The following is an 18,068-nucleotide window of genomic DNA, read 5'->3' on the forward strand; positions in this document are numbered from 1 at the left end:
GATCGATCGATCGGAGCGAGATGGAAACGATCGCCACCGACGTCCTCGCCACGATGCGCCGACGGGCGAGCTGCCGCCGGTTCACCGATCAGGACGTCCCGCCCGGGCTCCTCGACGAGATCATCAACGCCGGTCTCCGGGCGCCGACCTCCTTCAGCCTCCAGCCGTACGCGCTGATCGTGGTCCGTGAGCAGCGACGCCGGGCCGCGCTGGCCCGGGTGGCCAACGGCCAGGCCCACGTGGAATCCGCCCCGGTCTTCGTCGTGGTCTGTGTCGACCTGCCGCGCGTCGAGCGGCTGACCGGCCTGCACGGTCAGCTTGGCCGGGGCCGCCACGACGACGCCCTCCTCAACAGCGTCATCGACGCCTCGCTGGTCGGCATGTGCCTGTCGTTGGCCGCGGACTCGCTCGGGCTCGGCAGTGTGATGGTCGGCGCGATCCGTAACGACGCCCGCCGGGTGTCGCAGATCCTGCGGCTACCCGACGGCGTCTATCCGCTGTTCGGCGTCTGTCTCGGCTGGCCGGCTCGACCGGTCGCGGCGCAGCCCCGCCAGGGCGGCCCGGCGCTGGTGCACCACGAGCGCTACCACCCACCGGACGTCGGGGTCGAGGCCGGGCTCAGCCTGCCCGACGGCACCCCGGCCGGGTCCGCCGACGTCGACCACTGGCGGCGACAGGTCCGCAGCGGCGGCCAGAAGCTGCGTTCCAGCCGGCCGGTGCCCTGGCATCCCGACAATCTCGCACCCCTTCCGAGCGACGACGGAGATCACGATGTGCCGCATCATCGGTCAACTGGGCACCACGCTGTCCACTGAGGTGCTCCAGGCCGCCGCCAACCGGCAACGCGCCGGCGGCCCGGACGGGCAGTACCTGATCAGTGCACCCGGCTGGGCGCTCGGCGCCAACCGGCTGGCCGTCACCGATCTGCTGGGCGGGCGTCAGCCGTACTCCCTCGGTGGGGTCCATGTCGTGTTCAACGGCGAGATCTACAACCACCGGGAGCTGCGGGCCCGCCTCGACGGGCTCGGGTACCGGTTTCCCGACGTCTGCGACGGCTCCATCCTGCCCGCCCTCTACGTGGAGTACGGCGAGCGGTTCACCGACCACCTCGACGGCATGTACGCCATCGCCGTCGTCGACCTGCGCGCCGAACCGACCCTGCTGCTGACCGTCGACCACGCCGGGATGAAGCCGCTGTACCACCACTGCCACGAGGGTGTGCTGACGTTCGCCTCGGAGCCGGCGGCGCTGCTGGCCCTGCCGGGTGTCCGCCCCGACCCGCGCCCGGACGGGCTGGAGCGCTACCTCGCCACGAAGACGGTCTTCGGTGCGCGGACCATGTACGCCCACATCGACGTGCTCGAACCGGGAACGACCCTGACGTTCCGGGCCGGTGGAGTGCCGACGATCCGGCAACGGCAGCAGGACCCGACGCCGGCCGGCGGCCCCACGACGCTGGCGGAGGCCGGCTGGGCGGTGCAGGAGGAGCTGCGCCGTCAGGTCCGGGCGCTGAGCGTCGCCGACGTCCCGATCGCCGCCGTGCTCAGCGGCGGCCTGGACTCCAGCCTGGTCAGCGCCCTGCTTCGCGAGTCGGTGCCGGAGCTGCACACCTTCACCGTCGCCTATGCCGGCGACTGGCCCTTCGACGAGCGGCGGTACGCGACGGCGGCCGCCGAGCACATCGGATCGGTGCACCACACGGTGACCGTGGACCCGGCGGATCTGCCGGGTCTGATCCAGCAGTCCGTGACCAGGATGGGACAGCCGAACGCCGATCCCATCACGGTCAGCACCCTCGCCCTGTTCCAGGCCGTGCGGGAGAGCGGCTTCCCGGTCGCGCTGACCGGGGACGGCGCCGACGAGGTGTTCCTCGGCTACCGGCGGATGTCCGAGGCGTGGAGCACCGACGGCGACTGGCGGGGCCCGTACCGCGACGCTCTGGCCGCGATCACGACCGCCGGCCGCGACGCCCTCTACACCGGGGACTTCCTCGAGGGGGTACGGGCGACGCGCGGCGATGTCCTCCCGACCGGCTCGCGAGTCGCGGCGGTGACCGGGCTGGAGGTCGGCCGCCGGCTGCCCGCGTACCACCTGCGGCGGGTCGACCACCTCGCGATGGCGCACGGCGTCGAGGCACGCCTGCCGTTCTGCCAGCGGGCCCTGCAGCAGACCGCCCTCGCGCTGCCGGAGGAGCTGCGCATCGCCGGGACCGACGTGAAACGGGCACTGCGGGCAGCCGCCACGGAACTGGTGCCCGACATCGTGCTGAACCGGCCCAAGCAACCGTTCACCCTGCCGGTGACCTCGATGCTCAGTCCCGGCTCGGCCCTGCTGTCGTACAGCTTCGACGTGCTCAGCCCGTCCGCGTTGCGCCGCGGCGGACAGCTGCGGCCGGAGGCGGTCCAGAGACTGCTGCGCCGCCAGATCGTGCGCCCGAACGACGCCGACGCCGCCGCCATCTGGGCGCTGGTGGTCTACCAGACGTGGGTGGACGACGTCATGCCCGCACTGACCCGGCAGGAGGTGTCCGCCTGATGTGGGCCGACATGGCACGCGCGGCCGGCAGCCCCAGCGCCACCCTGGTCCTCGGGTTCGGCCGGCTGCCCGATCCCGGCGTCACGGCCACGCCCGCTCTGACCGCGCTACGGTACGCGGCCCTGGACGCCGGGCTCGGTGACGTCTCGAAGATCGCCCTGATCGGCCCGTCCCAGCGGCCCGGATGCGACCTCGACTACCGCTTCGTGCAGGTGCTCGCCGGTGACGAGCCCCGCTTCGAGCTGCGGGGCAGCTGCGGCCACTCGATCCTGGCGGCGTGCTGCGTCGCCCGGCGGCGGGGCTGGACGACGGCCGACACGGTTCGCGTCAACGTGCTCAACAACGGCGACCTGATGACGTGCCGGCTGACCGGCGAGTCCGCCGGGGAGCAGATCTGGGACGTCGCCGTCGAGCAGCCGCCGCACACCGTCGTCACCGACCTGCTGCTCACCCCGGACCCGCAGATCCGTCTGCGACATTCCGGCCGTGCGGTGCGGGCGTCGCTGGTCTCGGCGGGCAACCCCTACGTGTTCGTGCCCGCCGCCGACATCGGTGTCACCGACCCGAGGCGGCTGCTCGCCCTCGACGAGCCGCTGTTCGCCGGCATGTCCGCGCTGCGGGAGCAGGCCGAGGCGCTGCTCGGCTGGCCGGCCGGCGGCGCGTTCCCGAAGATCGCCGCGCTGCTGCCGGCCGGGCCCGGGGCGGTCGCCGTCCGTGCCGTCTCGGTGCCGCGCTGGCATCCGACGATGGCCGTGACCGGCGCGCTGTGCCTGGCCGCCGCGGTCAACATCCCGGGCACCACGTCGCACCTGGCCGCCGGCGCCGACCCGGCCGGCTATCCGAGCGTGACCATCCACACCGCGGGCGGCCGCCGGGTGGCCACCGCCGACGTCGACCGGGCTAGCGGCGCCCTGCGTTCCGTCGGCATCCGGCACAGCAGGGTCCGGGCGCTGCCACCCGTACCACTGCCGTTGCCGGCTCCCGCCGACGCGGTGAGCGGGGCCTACCGGTGACCCGGCCGGGCACCGGGGACCTCGACACCCCGTACGACCTGTTGGTCCGCGGTGGGATCGTCGTCTCGCCGGAGTCGGCCGTGCGCCGCGACGTCGCGGTCCGCGACGGGCGGATAGCCGCCCTCGCCGAGCCGGGCACGCTCCGGCGGGCCCACCGCGTCGTCGACGCCACCGGCCGGTACGTCCTGCCCGGGCTGGTCGATGCGCACGTGCACTTCCGCACCCCGGCCTGACCCACAAGGAGGACTGGGCGCACGGATCGCGGGCCGCCGCGGCCGGTGGGGTCACCACCGCGCTGGACATGCCGAACACCGTTCCGCCGCTGTTCACGCCGGAGGACCTGGAGAAGAAGGTCACCGAGGTCGCCGGCACCAGCCTGGTCGACTACGGGTTCCACGCCGGTGTCGACCCACGCCGCCCGGCGCTGGTCCGCGAGTTCGCCGGCGCCGGCGTCGCCTCGGTCAAGGCCTTCCTCACCGGGCACCACACGGCCCCGCACTTCCTGCGCGGCCCGGACGCCCTGCGGGACTTCTTCGCGCACGTCGAGGGCACCGGCCTGCTCGCGCTCTTCCACGCCGAGTGCGCCGAGGTCTTCGCGCTGCTCGACGGCTGGCGCGGCGAGCCGGACAGCTGGCGCGACTACGAGCGGCACCGCCCCCGCACCGCCGCCATCGTGGCGGTCAGCCGCCTGATCGACCTGTGCCGCGACACCGGCACACCGATCCACGTGCTGCACGTGTCGACGAGGGAGGAGGCGGACCTGCTCACCGCCGCCGGCGCCGCCGGGCTGCCGGCAACCTTCGAGGTGACCGGCCACCACCTCACCTTCACCGCCGACGACACCGCCGCCCTGGGCGCCCGCATCCGGTTGAGCCCGGCCATCCGCGAACGCGCCGACCAGGACCGGCTCTGGGACGCCGTCCGGTACGGGCACGCCCGTACCGTCGGCAGCGACCACGCGCCGCACGAACACGCCGACAAGCTACGGCCCCCGGCCCAGGCGCCGCCGGGACTGCCCGGCGTGCAGGAGCTGCTCGCGGCCCTGTTCACCGGCCTGCGACTGCGCGACCCCGGCGCCGACCCGGGCGAGTTGCTGCGCCCGGTCACCCGGCTGCTGGGCGCGGCGCCGGCCGCCCTGTTCGGGCTGGGCCACCGCAAGGGCCGGATCGAGGTGGGTCTCGACGCCGATCTGGTCCTCTTCGACGCCGAGCCCACCTGGTCGCTGGCCGAGGCCGACATCCGCAGCAAGTGCGGCTGGTCGGCGTACCAGGGGCGCGCCTTCGTCGGCCGGGTGACCACCACGCTGCGGCGAGGCGAGGTCGTCTACCAGCGCACCCCCGAGACGACCGTCTTCGGCACACCCTCCGGGGAGTGGATCCGCCCCCGGCCGGCGCCGCACCCGACCACCAGCATGTGAGGAGCAATCGTGTCCCCTTCGAGCCGCCGTGCCACCCTGCTCGACACCATCGGCCCCGACACCCTTCTCGGCCTCTACCTGGCGAAAGAGCCTCGCGTGTGGACCGGCATCGCCACCCAGGACGATCTGCTGAGCTGGGACGACCTCAACGAGCTGCTCAACTACCGGCCCTTCGACCCGGCGCGGATGCGGCTCGCACGGGATCGCCGGACGGTGGCGCACGAGTCGTACACCGTCGCGGGCCCGTACGGCCGGACCGTCAACCCGTCGCTGTTCCACACTCTGCTCCAGGAGGGGGCGTCACTGGTCGTCGACGCCGTGGACCGCATGCACCCCGGCACCGGAGACACCGCCGCGGCCCTGGAACGGCTCACCCGCTGCAACGTCCTGACCAACCTGTACGCCAGCTGGACCGCCACCCAGGCCTTCGGGCTGCACTTCGACGACCAGGACGTGCTGGTCGTACAACTGGCGGGCGCGAAGCGCTGGCAGTTCTACGCTCCGACCCGCGCGGCGGTCATGTTGCACGACCCGGTCGCCGCGCCGAGACCCACCGGGGAACCCGACCGCGACTTCGTCCTGCACGCAGGCGACGTGCTGTTCCTGCCGCGCGGCTGGTGGCACGGGGCCGCCGCCGGCGAGGGCACGCACTCGCTGCACGTGACCCACACGATGATCCCGGTCACCGGCATCGACCTGATGCGCTGGATCATCCCGCAGTTGCACGCCGAGGAGGTGTTCCGCCACGATCTGCCGGCGCACGCCGGCCCGGACGCCCGCGCCGCGTGGGCGCAGAAGCTGGCCGACTCGGTGCGGGCGATCGCCGCCGCACCGGACGTGCTGGACCGCTTCCTCGCCGAACGGGACGTGCGCTACGACGCCCGCCGGTCGACCGCGCTGCCCTACGCCGTCGACCGGGGGGAGCCGCCGGCCGGCCGGCTGCGCCTGATCGCGTCGCGCAGCCTCGTCGTGACCGGCCCGGACGGCTCGCCGCTCTTCGCGGCCGGTGGCATGCACTGGCGGCTGACGGCGCCCCGGCACCAGGTCGCGCTCACCCTCGCCGACGGTGCCGCGCACGACCTGGCCGAGTTGCGCGCCGTGGTGAAGCCGGAGGACTGGGACGACGTGCACACCTATCTCGGGGAGCTGGTGTTCCACGGCGTCGCCGTGTGGGAGTGACCGGCTCTCACCTGCCGTATCGGTCCCGGGTGATGGCGTAGACGTCGACCACCTGGCCGTTGCCCGGCACGGTGGTGCGCCGGTCGAAGGTCAGGCCGATCTTCTCCATCACCCGCGCCGAGCGCACGTTCGCCACCTGGCGGATGCTGACCAGGCGCTCCAGCCCCTGATCGACCAGTCCGAAGCGCAGCGCCGCCCGCGCGCCCTCGGTCGCCAGCCCGGCGCCCCAGAACGACCGTCCCAGCCGCCATCCGATCTCCACGGCCGGCATCACCTCGGGCAGGAAGTGCGGCACCGCCAGCCCGACCCAGCCGGTCAACTCGCCGGTCGCCGCCAGCTCGGCCGCGAACAGCCCGAAGCCGTGCTCGTCCCAGTGCTGCCGCATCCGGTCGAGGTGCGCGGCGGTCTCCTCGCGGCTCTGCACCGAACCGTCCCGGATGTAGCGCATCACCTCGGGATCGGCATACATCGGCGCGAGGGCGTCGACGTCGTCGTCCTTCCACTGTCGCAACACCAGGCGCTCGGTACGAAGCTCGATCATGCCCCGATTGTCACCGGCGCCCGCCCGCCGGGCGAGCCCTCGGCGTTACCTCGCGGGTAATCGTCACCGCCGTGCGGCGGCGGCACGATCAGGCGCATCACCACACCGGGAGGATCACCATGACCGCCTATGCCGTCGCCCACCTGCACACCCCGTCGAACCACGAGGACGTGCTGACCTACATCGAGTCGATTCAGGAGACCATGGAGCCGTACGGCGGGCGCTTCCTCGTGCACGGCGCGGACGTCGAGGTCGTGGAGGGCGTCTGGCCGGGTGCTCTGGTCGTGCTGTCGTTCCCGGACATGGCGTCCGCCCACGACTGGTACGCGTCGCCGGCGTACCAGAGGATCCTGCCGTTGCGCACCGACCACATCGCCGGTGACGTGGTCCTCGCCGAAGGCGTGGGCCCGGATTACGACGCCCGCACGACCGCCGCCGCCCTGCGCTCCTGATTTTAGGAACCTTTACTTATAGACTGTCGTCGATCTGCGGATCACCCCCGTCCCCCGCGAGGAGAGGTAACCGTATGAACGACAACAGGCGCCTGGGCGCCGCCCTCGGCATCGCCGTCGCATTGATTATCACCGGCTCCCCCGCCCCCGCCGGCGCGCAACCGGCCGCCCCGCAGCCGGCACCGCAGCGGTTCGAGTTCCCCGCCGAGGCACGCCGGCAGATCCCGTTCGTACAGGCCGCCACCACGATCCGACGCGTCCTCGAGCAGGGCGCGAGCACCGGTTACGCCGGGCTCGAGCTCCAGGACGACCGGGTCGTGCTGTGGTGGAAGGGCACGGTGCCCGCCCCGGTCCGCCGGGCCGTCGACACCGCACGGCGCACCGCTCCCGTCCGGATCGCCACCGCCACCCACTCGCTCAGCGAGCTGCGTGCGGCCGGCGCCCGGATCCGCACCTCCCTCACCGCCGGACAACCGCGGATCAAGTACGCCGTGGACGGCAGCCGCGTGGTCGTCGACGTCGCCGGGGCCACCGGCCTCACCACGGCGCGGATCCCGCAGGTGGGGGTGCCGGTCGAGGTCGTCGACCAGGGCGCGAGGGTCCTGACCAGCCGCCGCGACGACTGGCCGCAGTGGAAGGGCGGCGCCGACCAGATCAACGGCAACTCCCGCTGCACCACCGGCTTCCCGGTCCGCAACGCCGACGCGGAGTTCATCCTCACCGCCGGGCACTGCGGCAGCAACGGCGACACGATCCGCGACGGCGTCGGCGAGTTCGTCGGCACGTTCACCGGCGACCGCGACGATCACGACATCGCGCTGGTCCACACCCCGGGCGGGGCCGACAACGTGATGTACGTGAGTGGCCTGGACAGCAACCTCGTCACCACCGTCGAGGGCTGGGACTGGGTGTTCCCCGGCGAGTACCTGTGCCAGTCCGGGGGCTCCTCGGCCCGCGACACCGGCGGCCCGGTGTGCGGCCTGCGGGTCGAGAAGTTCAACACCGACTCCGGAGACGCCGTCGAGGCCCGGCAGGTCGACGGCCGGCCGGCGGTGCGCGGCGGCGACAGCGGCGGCCCCGTCTTCGGCCCGTCGGCCAGCGGCAACGTCATCGCCAAGGGCATCAACAACTACACCTACGTCGGCAACAACACGATCCTGGGCTTCCAGGACTTCGGCACCGCGACCCGCGACTACGGCATCTGGATCACCGACTGACACGGCGAGCGCCTGACCGGGGATTCCGCCGCCCGGTCAGGCGCTCGTCAGATCCAATCGTGTTCGCGGGCGTAGCGCGCCGCCTCGTGCCGGGTCTGGGTCTGGGTCTTCTGCATGGCGTTCGACAGGTAGTTGCGCACCGTCCCCTGCGCTAGGTGCAGCCGGGCGGCGATGTCCGCGACCGAGTAGCCCTCCCCGGTCACCCGCAGCACGTCGAGCTCACGGTCGGTGAGCGGGCAGTCGTCCATCACGGCGAGCGCGGACACGTCCGGGTCGATCCACCGCCGGCCGGAGTGCAGGACACCGATCACCGTCGCGATGTGCGCCGGCTCCGCCGACTTGCTGACGAAACCCTGCACCCCCGACTTCAAGGCCCTGCGGAGTACGCCGGGACGGGCGTGCCGGGTCACCATGAGGATGACCTGCCCGGGCAGGGCCGCACGGATCGTGGCGACCGCGGCCAGCCCGCCGACACCCGGCATCTCCAGGTCGATGACGAGCACGTCGGGCCGGTGCCGCAGGGTCGCCTCGACCGCGGCCGCGCCGTCGGCAGCCTCGGCCAGCACGGTGATGTCGGACTCCAGCGGCAGCAGCGCGGCCAGGGCCTTACGCAGCAGCGCCTCGTCGTCGGCGAGCACCACGGTGGTCATCGCGGCGCCGCCGTCGGAAAGGCCGCGGCCGTGACGAACTCGCCGCCGCCGACGGTGACCGTCAGCGTGCCACCGTCGTCACCCAACCGCTGCCGCAACGCCGCCAGGCCGCGCAACTCCGGCACCGAGTCCCCGGCGAATCCGTCGTTGCCGATCGTGATGCCGGACGGTGACACCACGATGCGGACCCGGGTGGCCTCGGAGTGCCGCAGGATGTTCGTCGTGGTCTCCCGCAGCACCTGACCGAGCAGCTCCCCGGCACGCGCGTCGACCTCGCCCTCGCGCGTGACCCGCACCCGGATCCCGGCCGCCTCGAACAGGTTCTTCGCGTTCTCCAACTCCGCGGACAGGTTCAGCCGGTGCTGGGCGTACGCCAGCTTCCTGGTCTGTTCGATGGTGTCGCTGACCAGCGCGTGGATCTCGCGCAGCTCCTCCTCGGCGCGGGCCGGGTCGCGGTGCACCAGCTTGCCGGCGAGCACCGCCTTGAGCTTCACCACGTGCAGGGTGTGGCCCTGGATGTCGTGCAGGTCGCCGGCGAAGCGGACCCGTTCCCGGATGACGGCCAGCTCCGCCTCCCGTTCCTTGCCCATCTCCAGCTCCTGGACGATGTCGTAGAACCGCTCCCCGACGAACGACAGCACCATGACCACCGCGCTGACGACGGTCGGTGTCAGGACGTAGCCGACCAGCACGTCACCGGAGTCGACCAGCAGTCGCGCCGCGCCGACCACGGCGACGTAGCCGACGAGCGCGGCCGCCGCCGTGTACCGCAGGCGCGGCAACCGCGGCACGACCAGGGAGGCGACGCTCGAGACCCCCCAGTACGCGTTGGGGGCGTCGATCACCAGCGCCCCGACCGGCCACACCGCCGCCGCGACGATCACGCACGGCAGGGCGACGCGCCCGACGTCGTTGGCCGTCCACCGCTCGAAGGCCACCAGCGCCGCGACGACGCCGGGCACCAGGACGAGCACGTGCCACCGGGTGTGCGCGTCGACCGCCACCACGACCACCGCGGCCAGCGTGAGCGGCGGCAGCGCGGTGGCCAGATTGAGCCTGCGCAGCCGACCCTGCGTCGCCTTGGTGATACGCAGCGATCTTGCGTTCATGCCCCCCAGTATTCGGGCGGCGCGGCCCGTCGGACAGTGACACCACGTCACATGTCGCCGTGACGTGACGGCCCTGACCAGGCGGCGGGCCCGCTGATGTCATCGAGTCATGTCAACGCCAGTCATCGAAGTCGAGAAGCTGAACCTGCGGTACGGCGACTTCCACGCCGTCCGTGACCTGTCCTTCGAGGTACGCCCCGGTGAGCTCTACGCCCTGCTGGGCACCAACGGCGCCGGGAAGACCTCGACACTGGAGATCGTCGAGGGCCACCGGACACCGACCTCCGGCACGGTACGGGTGTTCGGCCACAGCCCGCGCGACCGTGCCGCGGTCCGCCCCCGGATGGGCATCATGCTGCAGGAGAGCGGCTTCTCCCCGGACCTGACCGTGGCCGAGTCGATCCGCCTGATCGGCGCGCTGACCCGCCGTACCGACGATGCCGGCCGGGTGCTCGACGTCGTCGGGCTCACCGGCAAGGCCGGCACCGTCGTCGCCCAGCTCTCCGGCGGCGAGAAACGGCGCCTCGACTTCGCCACCGCGGTGTACGGCAGCCCGGAGCTGCTGTTCCTGGACGAGCCGACCACCGGCCTCGACATCCAGTCCCGGGACGCGCTCTGGGAGTCGGTCGACCGGCTCCGCGAGAACGGCACGACGATCGTGCTGACCACGCACTACCTGGAGGAGGCACAGCAGCGCGCCGACCGGATCGGGCTCATGCACCAGGGCGTCCTGCACCGGGAGGGCACGGTCGGCGAGCTGACCCGCTCCCTGCCCTCGCACATCCGCTTCCGGCCGGCCGGCCCCACCCCGGCACTGCCGCTGCCCGCCACCGCCGACGGTGACGGCACGGTCGTCATCGACACGTTCGACCTGCAGAAGGACCTGCACCTGCTGCTCGGGTGGGCGCACGACCACGCCGTCGAGCTCAGCGACCTGTCGGCCGGCGCGACCCGGCTCGACGACGTCTTCCGTACCCTCAACCGCTAAGGAGCCCGGCCGTGCTCGCCATCGCCCGCAGTGAGCTCATCCAGATCTTCCGCAACCGCCTGGTGCTGGTCACCGGCCTCATCATGCCGGTCGCGGTCAGCGCGTTCTTCATCTACCGCCACGAGGTGTTCGCCGCCCTCGGCAGTCTCGGCTACATCGCGGCCGTCGTCATGGTGACCGTCGGCGCGTTCGGCCTCTACACCTCCACGGTGACCACCCTGGCGTCGCGCCGGCAGAACCTCTTCCTCAAACGGCTGCGCTCGACCGCCGCGAGCGACGCCGGGATCCTCACCGGCCTGATCCTGCCCGCCACGGCCCTGGCCGTCGTGCAGGTCACCGCGATCCTGACGGCGCTGGCCGTGGTCTCGGACCGTCCGGCCGACGTCGCGCTGCTGGCCGCGGCGGTCGTCGCCACCCTCGCCATGATGGTCGGGCTCGCCCTGGCCACGGCCGGCCTGACGAACTCCCCCGAGCACGCCCAGGTGACCACGCTGCCGGTGAGCCTCGGCGTCATCTCGGTGGCGAGCTGGGTCGGCATCAGCGGCACCGAGGACCTGACCCTGCTCAAGCGCCTGCTGCCGGGCGGCTCGGCCACCGAGCTGGTGCTGAACGCCTGGAACGGCGGCGTCGCCCTCGGCGACTCCCTGCTGCTGCTGGCGCCGACCGCCGCCTGGGTCGTCGTCGCGGGCGTCCTGGCCGCCCGGATGTTCCGCTGGGAACCGCGCCGCTGAGCACGTGACCCCGCGGCGCCGCCAGGCGCGGGCGTGGCCCCTGTCGCGTCGATGCCCCTCACCGCCAACGGTAATGACGACGTGGCGGTGAGGGGCGTCGACAGGTCGGCGACCGAGGATCAGCAGTTCTTGAGATGCGGGCGGACCGCCGCCGGGACGACGTCGTCGCAGTAGCCGGAGGTGCCGCCGTTGACCGCCTGCCAGGCGCCACCGGTGTACTGGAAGACCACCTGGGCGTTGTCGGCCTGCTTCGGGTGCGTCAGGCCGAGCGCGTACCCCTGGTAGCAGGTGATGTCGGTCAGCGTGTCGGTCGGCGCGAGGTCCTCGCCGACCTTGCTGGAGCGCAGCGCCTTGAGCAGCGTCGCCTCCGACGGCGTGCAGTCGCCGCCGCCCGAGGGCTTCGCGCTGGTTTTCGGGGTGGCGGAAGCCGGCGCGGCCGGGGATCCCGCGGTGGGGGTGCCACCGGCCGCCGGGCTGCCGGCCGCCGAGCCGGGCGCGGTGGTGGCCGGGGCCGCGCTGCCGGTGGTCGTGGTGCTGGTGCTGCTGCACCCCACGAGAGCGACGGCGACTACAGCGGCCACGGCGAATGGCATACGAACGTTCACGATTCTTCTTCTCCCCGAGGTACCTGTCCCGCATCCCGTGATGCGCCGGACGACCATCAGCATCGTTGCCCGGTGCGACCGGCGAATCACGTGAACGTGCCAAGGCGGACCGGGACGGGTTCCGGACACCGCGGGATCCGGGGTGGACGGCGCGGGCCGTCGAGTCGGCGGCGGATCACAGTCGGTGACCGAAATTGCCCACCAGTACGACCAATCCGGCACACAGCGTCACCATCTGGCACACGGCTCGCGTTGCCGACCACGCCGACGACACCTACCGTCATCGATAGATGCTTCCGGCACGAAAGCGTGGTCCCCATGCGCCGTCTGTGCACCCTCACGCTGGCCGGCCTCCTGGCACTGAGCCTGACGCCGCAGGCCTCCCCCGCCCACGCCGCCGCCCTCGCGCCGACCCGGGCGAGCCGGATGGCCGAGGTGCTGACCGACAAGACGATCAACTACTACCCGTCGAACGCGGCCTGGACCTTCATGTGGACCAACTTCGACCCGGTGCGCATCGACACCGACCTGGCCCGGGCCGCGACCCTCGGCGCCACCGGCGTGCGGGCCATCATCTTCCCGCAGACTTTCGGATACCCCACCCCCACCACGGCGTACGCCCAGAAGCTCAGCCAGTTCATCGGCATCGCCGACGCGCACGGGCTGAGCGTGAAGCTGACCCTGTTCGACTGGTGGTCCGGCTACTCCGACGTGGCCGGGAGCACCGCCTGGGCACAGGCCGTCGTCGGGCCGTACGCCGACGATCCTCGGGTGATCGCCGTCGAGGTGAAGAACGAGTTCCAGCCCGGCGACGCCGCCGCGATCACCTGGGTCCGCCAGGTGATCCCCGCGCTGCGGGCCACCGCCCCGGCCATGCCGCTGACCCTCTCCGTCGACGGCGGCACCGGCGCCGCCGGCATGACGAGCATCAGGTCGCAGCTGGCCACCACCCCGCTCGACTACTACGACTTCCACTTCTACGGCGCCTCGGAGCGCTCGCTCGCCGAGATCCGCCGCGCCCAGAACGCCGTCACCCCGGACCCGATCGTGATCGGCGAGACCGGCCTGAGCACCCATACCGGCACCGACGGTGAACAGGCCGCCTACCTCGCCCGGGTGTTCCGCGCGGCCGGTGTGGCGGGGGTCGGCTCGGTGGCGCCGTGGACGCTCAACGACTTCGCCGCCGGCGCCATTCCGCCCAACTCGGCGGTGTCCACCATGCCCGCCCAGTACAAGTTCGGGCTCTACCGCACCGACACGAGCCCGAAGTTCGGCGCCGGCGTCGTCGGCGGCGCGTGGACGACCGGCGCGACCCCGAACAGCATCCTGAACCCCGGCTTCGAGGCCGCCGCGATCGACTCGCCGTGGCGCAACTACCTGCCGGCGGCCGGCACCGCCGTGATCACCGGCGAGCAGGCGCGCACCGGCACCAGGTCGGCGCGGTTCTCCGGCACCACCCGCAGCGGCAGCAATCTGCCGTCCCTGCTCGTCTCGCCGATCACCCCGGTGCAGGGCGGCCAGCCATGGCACGCCGAGGCGTACGCCCGGGGCGTCAACGCGACAGGCATCACCGAGATCGCGCTCAGCTGGTTCGACATCAACGGCGCCTGGATCAGCCAGAACACCTCCAACCGGCTGCCGGTCGGCAACTCCGGCTGGACGAGACTGTCGGTGGACGCCGTCGCCCCGGCCACGGCGACGAGCGTCCAGCTGCATCTGAAGTGCGGCGACAACACCGGGACCGTCTACTACGACGACGTCGCGATCAACTGAGACACGATCCGCCGCGGCGACCGGGAGATCGTCTACAGTGCGTATCCGTGGCCGTACCCGCCGGTGGTGTTCCGGCTGTCGATCCCTTCGATATCGAGGAGATCTTCCCCGACGTCGACACCGGATCGGTGCTGCCGCGCAGGCAGGCCGGCAGTTCTCCGCAGGGTCTGGCGGTCACCCTGGTCGCCGACTACACCCTGATCGCCCGGTCCTGGTTGCCGTCCGCGGCGATCGTGGCACTGCTGGGCGAGTCCGGGGTGAGCAGCGCCAGTGCCCGCACCGCGGTGAGCCGGCTGGCCCGTCGCGGAGTCCTGGAGGGCAACCGTCACGGGCGGCACAGCTCCTACCGGCTGACACCGGCCGCCGCGGCCAGCCTGGCGGCCGGAGGCACCCGGATCGCGGCCTTCGCGGCACCGGCCGACTCCTGGGACGGCTCCTGGACACTCGTCGCCTTCTCCCTGCCCCAGGAGCAGGGCACCCGACGGCGTGCCCTGCGCGGACAGCTGCGGTGGCTGGGCTACGCGCCGCTGTACGACGGACTGTGGGTGTCCCCACACGCACCGGGCCCCGCGGCCGCGGCACAGCTGGCAGCCGTGGGCATCGGCGCGATGACCGTGTTCCGCGCACGCCATCTCGACGTGGGCGCCGTCGCCGGCCGTGACCCCATCACCGCCTGGGACCTCGTCGCCGTCGCGCGGCAGTACGAGGCGTTCCTGCAGAACTGGGAGCCGCTGCTGCCTCGGATCCGGTCCGGCGCGGTCTCCGGCGCCGAGGCGGTGCAGGCCCGCACCGAGGTGATGGACACCTACCGGCGCTTCCCCGTGGTGGACCCGCTGCTGCCCACCCGGCTGCTACCGGCGGGATGGCTGCGCGGGCGCGTGCGCGAGACGTTCGCCGCGGTCTACGACGGGCTGGCCGACCATGCGCAGGAACACGTCCGGGCGGTGGTCACCCGCTGCGCCGGGGGGCCGTGGCCGGGAATCCGCGCCCACACGGTCGCCGAGCTGAGGACCGGGGCGGACCGGGCCGCGCGAGCCTGACCCGGAGCGTTCGGCGCGGTGCCGTCACCTCGCATAACAATCCACTTATGTCGATTGACAGTTGCTGTTCCCGGAGAGAGCTTAAGTGACATGTAACGGACCCGCGCTCCATCCCCCATCCCCGAGGAGTTCGGCACATGAGAATCCGACGCCTGCTACTGATCGCGGCGGCCGCCTCGCTGGCCACGGCCGGCCTCGTCGTCCCGGCACTACAGCCCGCGTACGCGGCCTCGCTCGTCGAGGTGACCGACTTCGGCGACAACCCGGGCGGCATGCGCATGCACCTCTACGCACCGGACAACCGGCCCGCCAACCCGGCCGTCGTCGTGGCCATGCACGGCTGCGGCGGCTCCGGCCCCGGCTTCTACCAACAGAGCGAGTTCGCCCGCCTCGCCGATCAACGCGGATTCCTCGTGATCTACCCGAGCGCGGAGCAGGAAGCCGGCTTCGGCAAGTGCTTCGACACGTGGTCGGACGCGGCCAAACGACGCGGCGGCGGCAGCGACCCCGTCTCCATCGTCTCGATGGTGACCTACGCCCAGCGGCGGTACGGCGCCGACCCGAACCGGGTCTACGCCACCGGCAGCTCCTCCGGCGGCATGATGACCCAGCACATGCTGGCCGTCTACCCCGACGTGTTCAAGGCCGGCGCGTCCTTCATGGGCGTGCCGTTCAACTGCTTCTCCGGGGCCGCCGACTATCCGCCCGGAAGCAGCCGGTGCACCGGCGGCAGCATGAACCGCACCCCGCAACAGTGGGGTGACGCCGTCCGGCAGGTCAACCCCGGTCACACCGGCCCCCGGCCACGCATCCAACTCTGGCACGGCACCAACGACACCCTCGTGCCGTACTCCCTGCTCGACGAATCCATCGAACAATGGACGAACGTCTTCGGGCTCGGCCAGACGCCCACCTCCACCGACACTCCACAGCCGGGTTGGAACCGCAGCCGCTACGCCGATGCCGCCGGCACCGTCCAGGTCGAGGCCTACCGCATCCAGGGCGCCGGGCACACCCTGCCCTCCACCGGCATGGCCGCGTACGCACTGGCGTTCTTCGGCATCACCACCGGCGGGCCCAGCAACCCGCCCAGCAGCCCGGCCGGCCCCTCCCCCGGCACCGGCACCTGCCGGGTCACGGCGACGGTCAACGCCTGGAGCACCGGCCTCACCGAGAGCCTGACCATCACCAACACCGGCGCCACCACGGTCAACGGCTGGTCCCTGGCCTTCACCCTGCCCGGTGGGCAGACCATCACGTCCGGCTGGAACGCCACCTACACGCCCTCCTCCGGACAGGTGACGGCCGGCAACGTCACCTACAACGCCGCCATCGCACCCGGCGCCTCGGTCGGCATCGGCTTCCAGGCCACTCACACCGGTGACTCCGCCAGACCGCCGGCGTTCACCCTCAACGGCAAGCCCTGCTCGACGACCTGACCGTTCCCGGTGACACCGCCGGCGCCCGCCACTCGGCCGGCGCCGGCGGTCACTGCGGCGGGTGCGAGACCTTGCCGACCGCGGTCGCCGACCACACCCTCAGCCGCAGGGGACGTTCAGCCAGTCGGTGCCGGGGATCGCGGCGCGGACCTGCTCGAGCTGGGCCAGGATGGCGTCGAGGCGGTCGGGTGACTGCACGTAGTCGAGCACGGCCCGGTAGAAGGCGTTCGTCATGGCGCTGGGCATCAGGTCGGACGCGTCGAAGCACAGCGCCGCCTGGCCGGTGAGGGTCTCCGCGATACGCCGGGTCACCGGGTCGCCGTAGATCGCCGGGTCGACGGCCCGGTTCGCGGAGAACACCGACCCCCTGCTCACCGTCGGCCAGATGCTCTGCGCCTCGTCGGTCGCCAGGAAGCGCATCAGCTCGCGCGCCTGCGGCTTGTCGGTGAACAGGGCGGCCAGATCGGCGGACACCTCCCACGCCCGGTCGCCGTCCGACGGGAACGGCACGAAGTCCAGGCCGGCGGCGTCACCGGCCACGAAGGACGCCTGGTGGTGCAGGAGACATCCGGGCGGGTCGGTGTGCATGGGCCGGCCCGCGTCGGCGAAGTCGGTGAGCAGCAGACCGCTCGCACCGCCCCGGACGAAGCCGGGCCGCAGCGCGATCTCGCCCCAGGCCGTCCACGCCCGGCGGATCTCCGGGGCGGTCCAGGCCAGCTGCCCGGCGGCCCAGCGCTGGTACGCCCCGGGGCCGGCCCGGTGCAGCACGAGATCCTCGATCCAGTCGGTGCCTGGCCAGCCGGAAACCGGGGTGGAGCCCAGGCCCATGCACCACGCGGCGGCCCCGCCCGTGCCGATCCGCTCACTGAGCCGGACCAGTTCGTCCCACGACGGCGGCTCGTCGCCGGACAGGCCGGGGACCCGGCGTGGGTCGTACCAGATGAGGCTCTTGAGGGAGGTCTTGACCGCCACGGCGTAGCGCGCGTCGTTCATCCGCTCCAGCCGCGACCACTGCGGGCTGTGCGACTGCTCGGCGCCCGCGTCGATGACGTCGTCCAGTGGGCGCACGGCAGCGCGGCGTACGTAGCTCGCGAGATCACCGGGGCTGGGCAGCACCGCGATGTCGGGTGGTGTGCCCTTCTGCACCTCGGCGGTCAGCACCTGGTTGAGCGCCCGGGTGCCCTGCAAGTCGACGCGGATGCCGGTCTTGGCGGTGAACCGGTCGAGCACCTGACGGAAGGCGGCGCCCTCCCCGCCGGTCCACGACGCGAGCACGGTCACACCCGTACCCTCGCCGCCCGTTCCGCACGCCGCGCTCCCGGTGAGCAGCACGGCGACGGCAGCCAGGGCGATGGCCCGCACGGTACGCATCGTCGCTC

18 protein-coding genes are annotated in these 18,068 nt (G+C 72.4%); 13 read left to right on the forward strand and 5 right to left on the reverse strand.

Translation table 11 applies throughout. The annotated features are described in order from the left end of the window. Positions 1–20 precede the first annotated feature (20 nt). From ACQPZW_RS26440 to ACQPZW_RS26465, 6 genes are all read left to right on the forward strand, one after another. The gene (locus ACQPZW_RS26440) at positions 21–815 is read left to right on the forward strand and encodes a nitroreductase family protein (RefSeq protein WP_433788713.1); all 795 of its coding nucleotides are present in this window, start codon (positions 21–23) and stop codon (positions 813–815) included. Next, positions 772–2,535 carry an asparagine synthase (glutamine-hydrolyzing) gene (gene asnB, locus ACQPZW_RS26445; protein WP_433788714.1) on the forward strand — a complete coding sequence of 588 codons (1,764 nt, stop codon included), beginning with the start codon at positions 772–774 and terminating at the stop codon, positions 2,533–2,535. The genes ACQPZW_RS26440 and asnB overlap by 44 nt, the downstream gene beginning before the upstream one ends. After that, the gene (locus tag ACQPZW_RS26450) at positions 2,535–3,548 is read left to right on the forward strand and encodes a PrpF domain-containing protein (protein WP_433788715.1); all 1,014 of its coding nucleotides are present in this window, start codon (positions 2,535–2,537) and stop codon (positions 3,546–3,548) included. Before asnB ends, ACQPZW_RS26450 begins: the two co-directional genes overlap by 1 nt. Further along, positions 3,545–3,781, forward strand: coding sequence for a hypothetical protein (locus ACQPZW_RS26455; protein ID WP_433788716.1), 237 nt, complete (start codon positions 3,545–3,547; stop codon positions 3,779–3,781). The genes ACQPZW_RS26450 and ACQPZW_RS26455 overlap by 4 nt, the downstream gene beginning before the upstream one ends. A 68-nt stretch (positions 3,782–3,849) precedes the next feature. Beyond that, positions 3,850–4,965, forward strand: a complete 1,116-nt coding sequence (locus ACQPZW_RS26460; RefSeq protein WP_433788717.1) for a dihydroorotase — start codon at positions 3,850–3,852, stop codon at positions 4,963–4,965. A gap of 9 nt (positions 4,966–4,974) precedes the next feature. Further along, on the forward strand, positions 4,975–6,144 hold the full coding sequence (locus ACQPZW_RS26465; RefSeq protein ID WP_433788718.1) for a cupin domain-containing protein: 1,170 nt from the start codon (positions 4,975–4,977) through the stop codon (positions 6,142–6,144). Between the two features lie 7 nt (positions 6,145–6,151). Here the strand turns inward: ACQPZW_RS26465 and ACQPZW_RS26470 are convergent, their stop codons facing one another. Further along, positions 6,152–6,685: a GNAT family N-acetyltransferase gene (locus ACQPZW_RS26470; protein ID WP_433788719.1), complete on the reverse strand. Its 534-nt coding sequence runs from the start codon at positions 6,683–6,685 to the stop codon at positions 6,152–6,154. Between the two features lie 119 nt (positions 6,686–6,804). On the opposite strand from ACQPZW_RS26470, the gene ACQPZW_RS26475 reads away from it, so the two are divergent. Next, positions 6,805–7,137 (forward strand): DUF1330 domain-containing protein, encoded by a 333-nt coding sequence (locus ACQPZW_RS26475; RefSeq protein ID WP_433788720.1) that lies wholly within the window; start codon positions 6,805–6,807, stop codon positions 7,135–7,137. 74 nt (positions 7,138–7,211) lie between these two features. Further along, the gene (locus ACQPZW_RS26480; protein WP_433788721.1) at positions 7,212–8,354 is read left to right on the forward strand and encodes a cellulose binding domain-containing protein; all 1,143 of its coding nucleotides are present in this window, start codon (positions 7,212–7,214) and stop codon (positions 8,352–8,354) included. A 47-nt stretch (positions 8,355–8,401) separates the two neighbouring features. On the opposite strand, the gene ACQPZW_RS26485 is transcribed toward ACQPZW_RS26480, so the two are convergent. Next, the gene (locus ACQPZW_RS26485) at positions 8,402–9,004 is read right to left on the reverse strand and encodes a response regulator transcription factor (protein ID WP_433788722.1); all 603 of its coding nucleotides are present in this window, start codon (positions 9,002–9,004) and stop codon (positions 8,402–8,404) included. Then, complete coding sequence (locus tag ACQPZW_RS26490) at positions 9,001–10,113, reverse strand: sensor histidine kinase (RefSeq protein ID WP_433788723.1); 1,113 nt, start codon at positions 10,111–10,113, stop codon at positions 9,001–9,003. Before ACQPZW_RS26490 ends, ACQPZW_RS26485 begins: the two co-directional genes overlap by 4 nt. A gap of 109 nt (positions 10,114–10,222) precedes the next feature. Here ACQPZW_RS26490 and ACQPZW_RS26495 point away from each other — a divergent pair, with 109 nt between their 5' ends. Together ACQPZW_RS26495 and ACQPZW_RS26500 are read left to right on the forward strand one after the other, a co-directional pair. Further along, a complete protein-coding gene (locus ACQPZW_RS26495; RefSeq protein ID WP_433788724.1) occupies positions 10,223–11,101 on the forward strand; it encodes an ABC transporter ATP-binding protein in 879 nt (292 codons plus the stop codon). An 11-nt stretch (positions 11,102–11,112) separates the two neighbouring features. Further along, the gene (locus tag ACQPZW_RS26500; RefSeq protein WP_433788725.1) at positions 11,113–11,832 is read left to right on the forward strand and encodes a hypothetical protein; all 720 of its coding nucleotides are present in this window, start codon (positions 11,113–11,115) and stop codon (positions 11,830–11,832) included. Positions 11,833–11,951: 119 nt separating this feature from the next. On the opposite strand, the gene ACQPZW_RS26505 is transcribed toward ACQPZW_RS26500, so the two are convergent. After that, on the reverse strand, positions 11,952–12,413 hold the full coding sequence (locus ACQPZW_RS26505) for a hypothetical protein (RefSeq protein WP_433788726.1): 462 nt from the start codon (positions 12,411–12,413) through the stop codon (positions 11,952–11,954). Positions 12,414–12,755: 342 nt separating this feature from the next. Here ACQPZW_RS26505 and ACQPZW_RS26510 point away from each other — a divergent pair, with 342 nt between their 5' ends. From ACQPZW_RS26510 to ACQPZW_RS26520, 3 genes are all read left to right on the forward strand, one after another. After that, on the forward strand, positions 12,756–14,210 hold the full coding sequence (locus ACQPZW_RS26510; protein WP_433788727.1) for a cellulase family glycosylhydrolase: 1,455 nt from the start codon (positions 12,756–12,758) through the stop codon (positions 14,208–14,210). A gap of 47 nt (positions 14,211–14,257) precedes the next feature. Next, the gene (locus ACQPZW_RS26515) at positions 14,258–15,250 is read left to right on the forward strand and encodes a PaaX family transcriptional regulator (RefSeq protein ID WP_433788728.1); all 993 of its coding nucleotides are present in this window, start codon (positions 14,258–14,260) and stop codon (positions 15,248–15,250) included. Positions 15,251–15,387: 137 nt separating this feature from the next. Further along, positions 15,388–16,689, forward strand: a complete 1,302-nt coding sequence (locus tag ACQPZW_RS26520; RefSeq protein WP_433788729.1) for an extracellular catalytic domain type 1 short-chain-length polyhydroxyalkanoate depolymerase — start codon at positions 15,388–15,390, stop codon at positions 16,687–16,689. 99 nt (positions 16,690–16,788) lie between these two features. Here ACQPZW_RS26520 and ACQPZW_RS26525 read toward each other — a convergent pair whose 3' ends face one another. Next, positions 16,789–18,060 carry an ABC transporter substrate-binding protein gene (locus tag ACQPZW_RS26525; RefSeq protein WP_433788730.1) on the reverse strand — a complete coding sequence of 424 codons (1,272 nt, stop codon included), beginning with the start codon at positions 18,058–18,060 and terminating at the stop codon, positions 16,789–16,791. Positions 18,061–18,068 lie beyond the last annotated feature (8 nt).

The organism is Actinoplanes sp. CA-252034, from assembly GCF_050956125.1.
Taxonomy (GTDB): Bacteria; Actinomycetota; Actinomycetes; order Mycobacteriales; family Micromonosporaceae; genus Actinoplanes.

Bases quoted from the DNA above. Each gene is read 5' to 3' on its own strand.
- ACQPZW_RS26470 (WP_433788719.1), bottom strand. From the start codon at position 6,685: ATGATCGAGCTTCGTACCGAGCGCCTGGTGTTGCGACAGTGGAAGGAC.
- ACQPZW_RS26475 (WP_433788720.1), top strand. From the start codon at position 6,805: ATGACCGCCTATGCCGTCGCCCACCTGCACACCCCGTCGAACCACGAG.
- ACQPZW_RS26525 (WP_433788730.1), bottom strand. From the start codon at position 18,060: ATGCGTACCGTGCGGGCCATCGCCCTGGCTGCCGTCGCCGTGCTGCTC.
- ACQPZW_RS26510 (WP_433788727.1), top strand. From the start codon at position 12,756: ATGCGCCGTCTGTGCACCCTCACGCTGGCCGGCCTCCTGGCACTGAGC.
- ACQPZW_RS26460 (WP_433788717.1), top strand. From the start codon at position 3,850: ATGCCGAACACCGTTCCGCCGCTGTTCACGCCGGAGGACCTGGAGAAG.
- ACQPZW_RS26490 (WP_433788723.1), bottom strand. From the start codon at position 10,113: ATGAACGCAAGATCGCTGCGTATCACCAAGGCGACGCAGGGTCGGCTG.
- ACQPZW_RS26520 (WP_433788729.1), top strand. From the start codon at position 15,388: ATGAGAATCCGACGCCTGCTACTGATCGCGGCGGCCGCCTCGCTGGCC.
- ACQPZW_RS26450 (WP_433788715.1), top strand. From the start codon at position 2,535: ATGTGGGCCGACATGGCACGCGCGGCCGGCAGCCCCAGCGCCACCCTG.
- ACQPZW_RS26485 (WP_433788722.1), bottom strand. From the start codon at position 9,004: ATGACCACCGTGGTGCTCGCCGACGACGAGGCGCTGCTGCGTAAGGCC.
- asnB (WP_433788714.1), top strand. From the start codon at position 772: ATGTGCCGCATCATCGGTCAACTGGGCACCACGCTGTCCACTGAGGTG.
- ACQPZW_RS26480 (WP_433788721.1), top strand. From the start codon at position 7,212: ATGAACGACAACAGGCGCCTGGGCGCCGCCCTCGGCATCGCCGTCGCA.
- ACQPZW_RS26495 (WP_433788724.1), top strand. From the start codon at position 10,223: ATGTCAACGCCAGTCATCGAAGTCGAGAAGCTGAACCTGCGGTACGGC.
- ACQPZW_RS26440 (WP_433788713.1), top strand. From the start codon at position 21: ATGGAAACGATCGCCACCGACGTCCTCGCCACGATGCGCCGACGGGCG.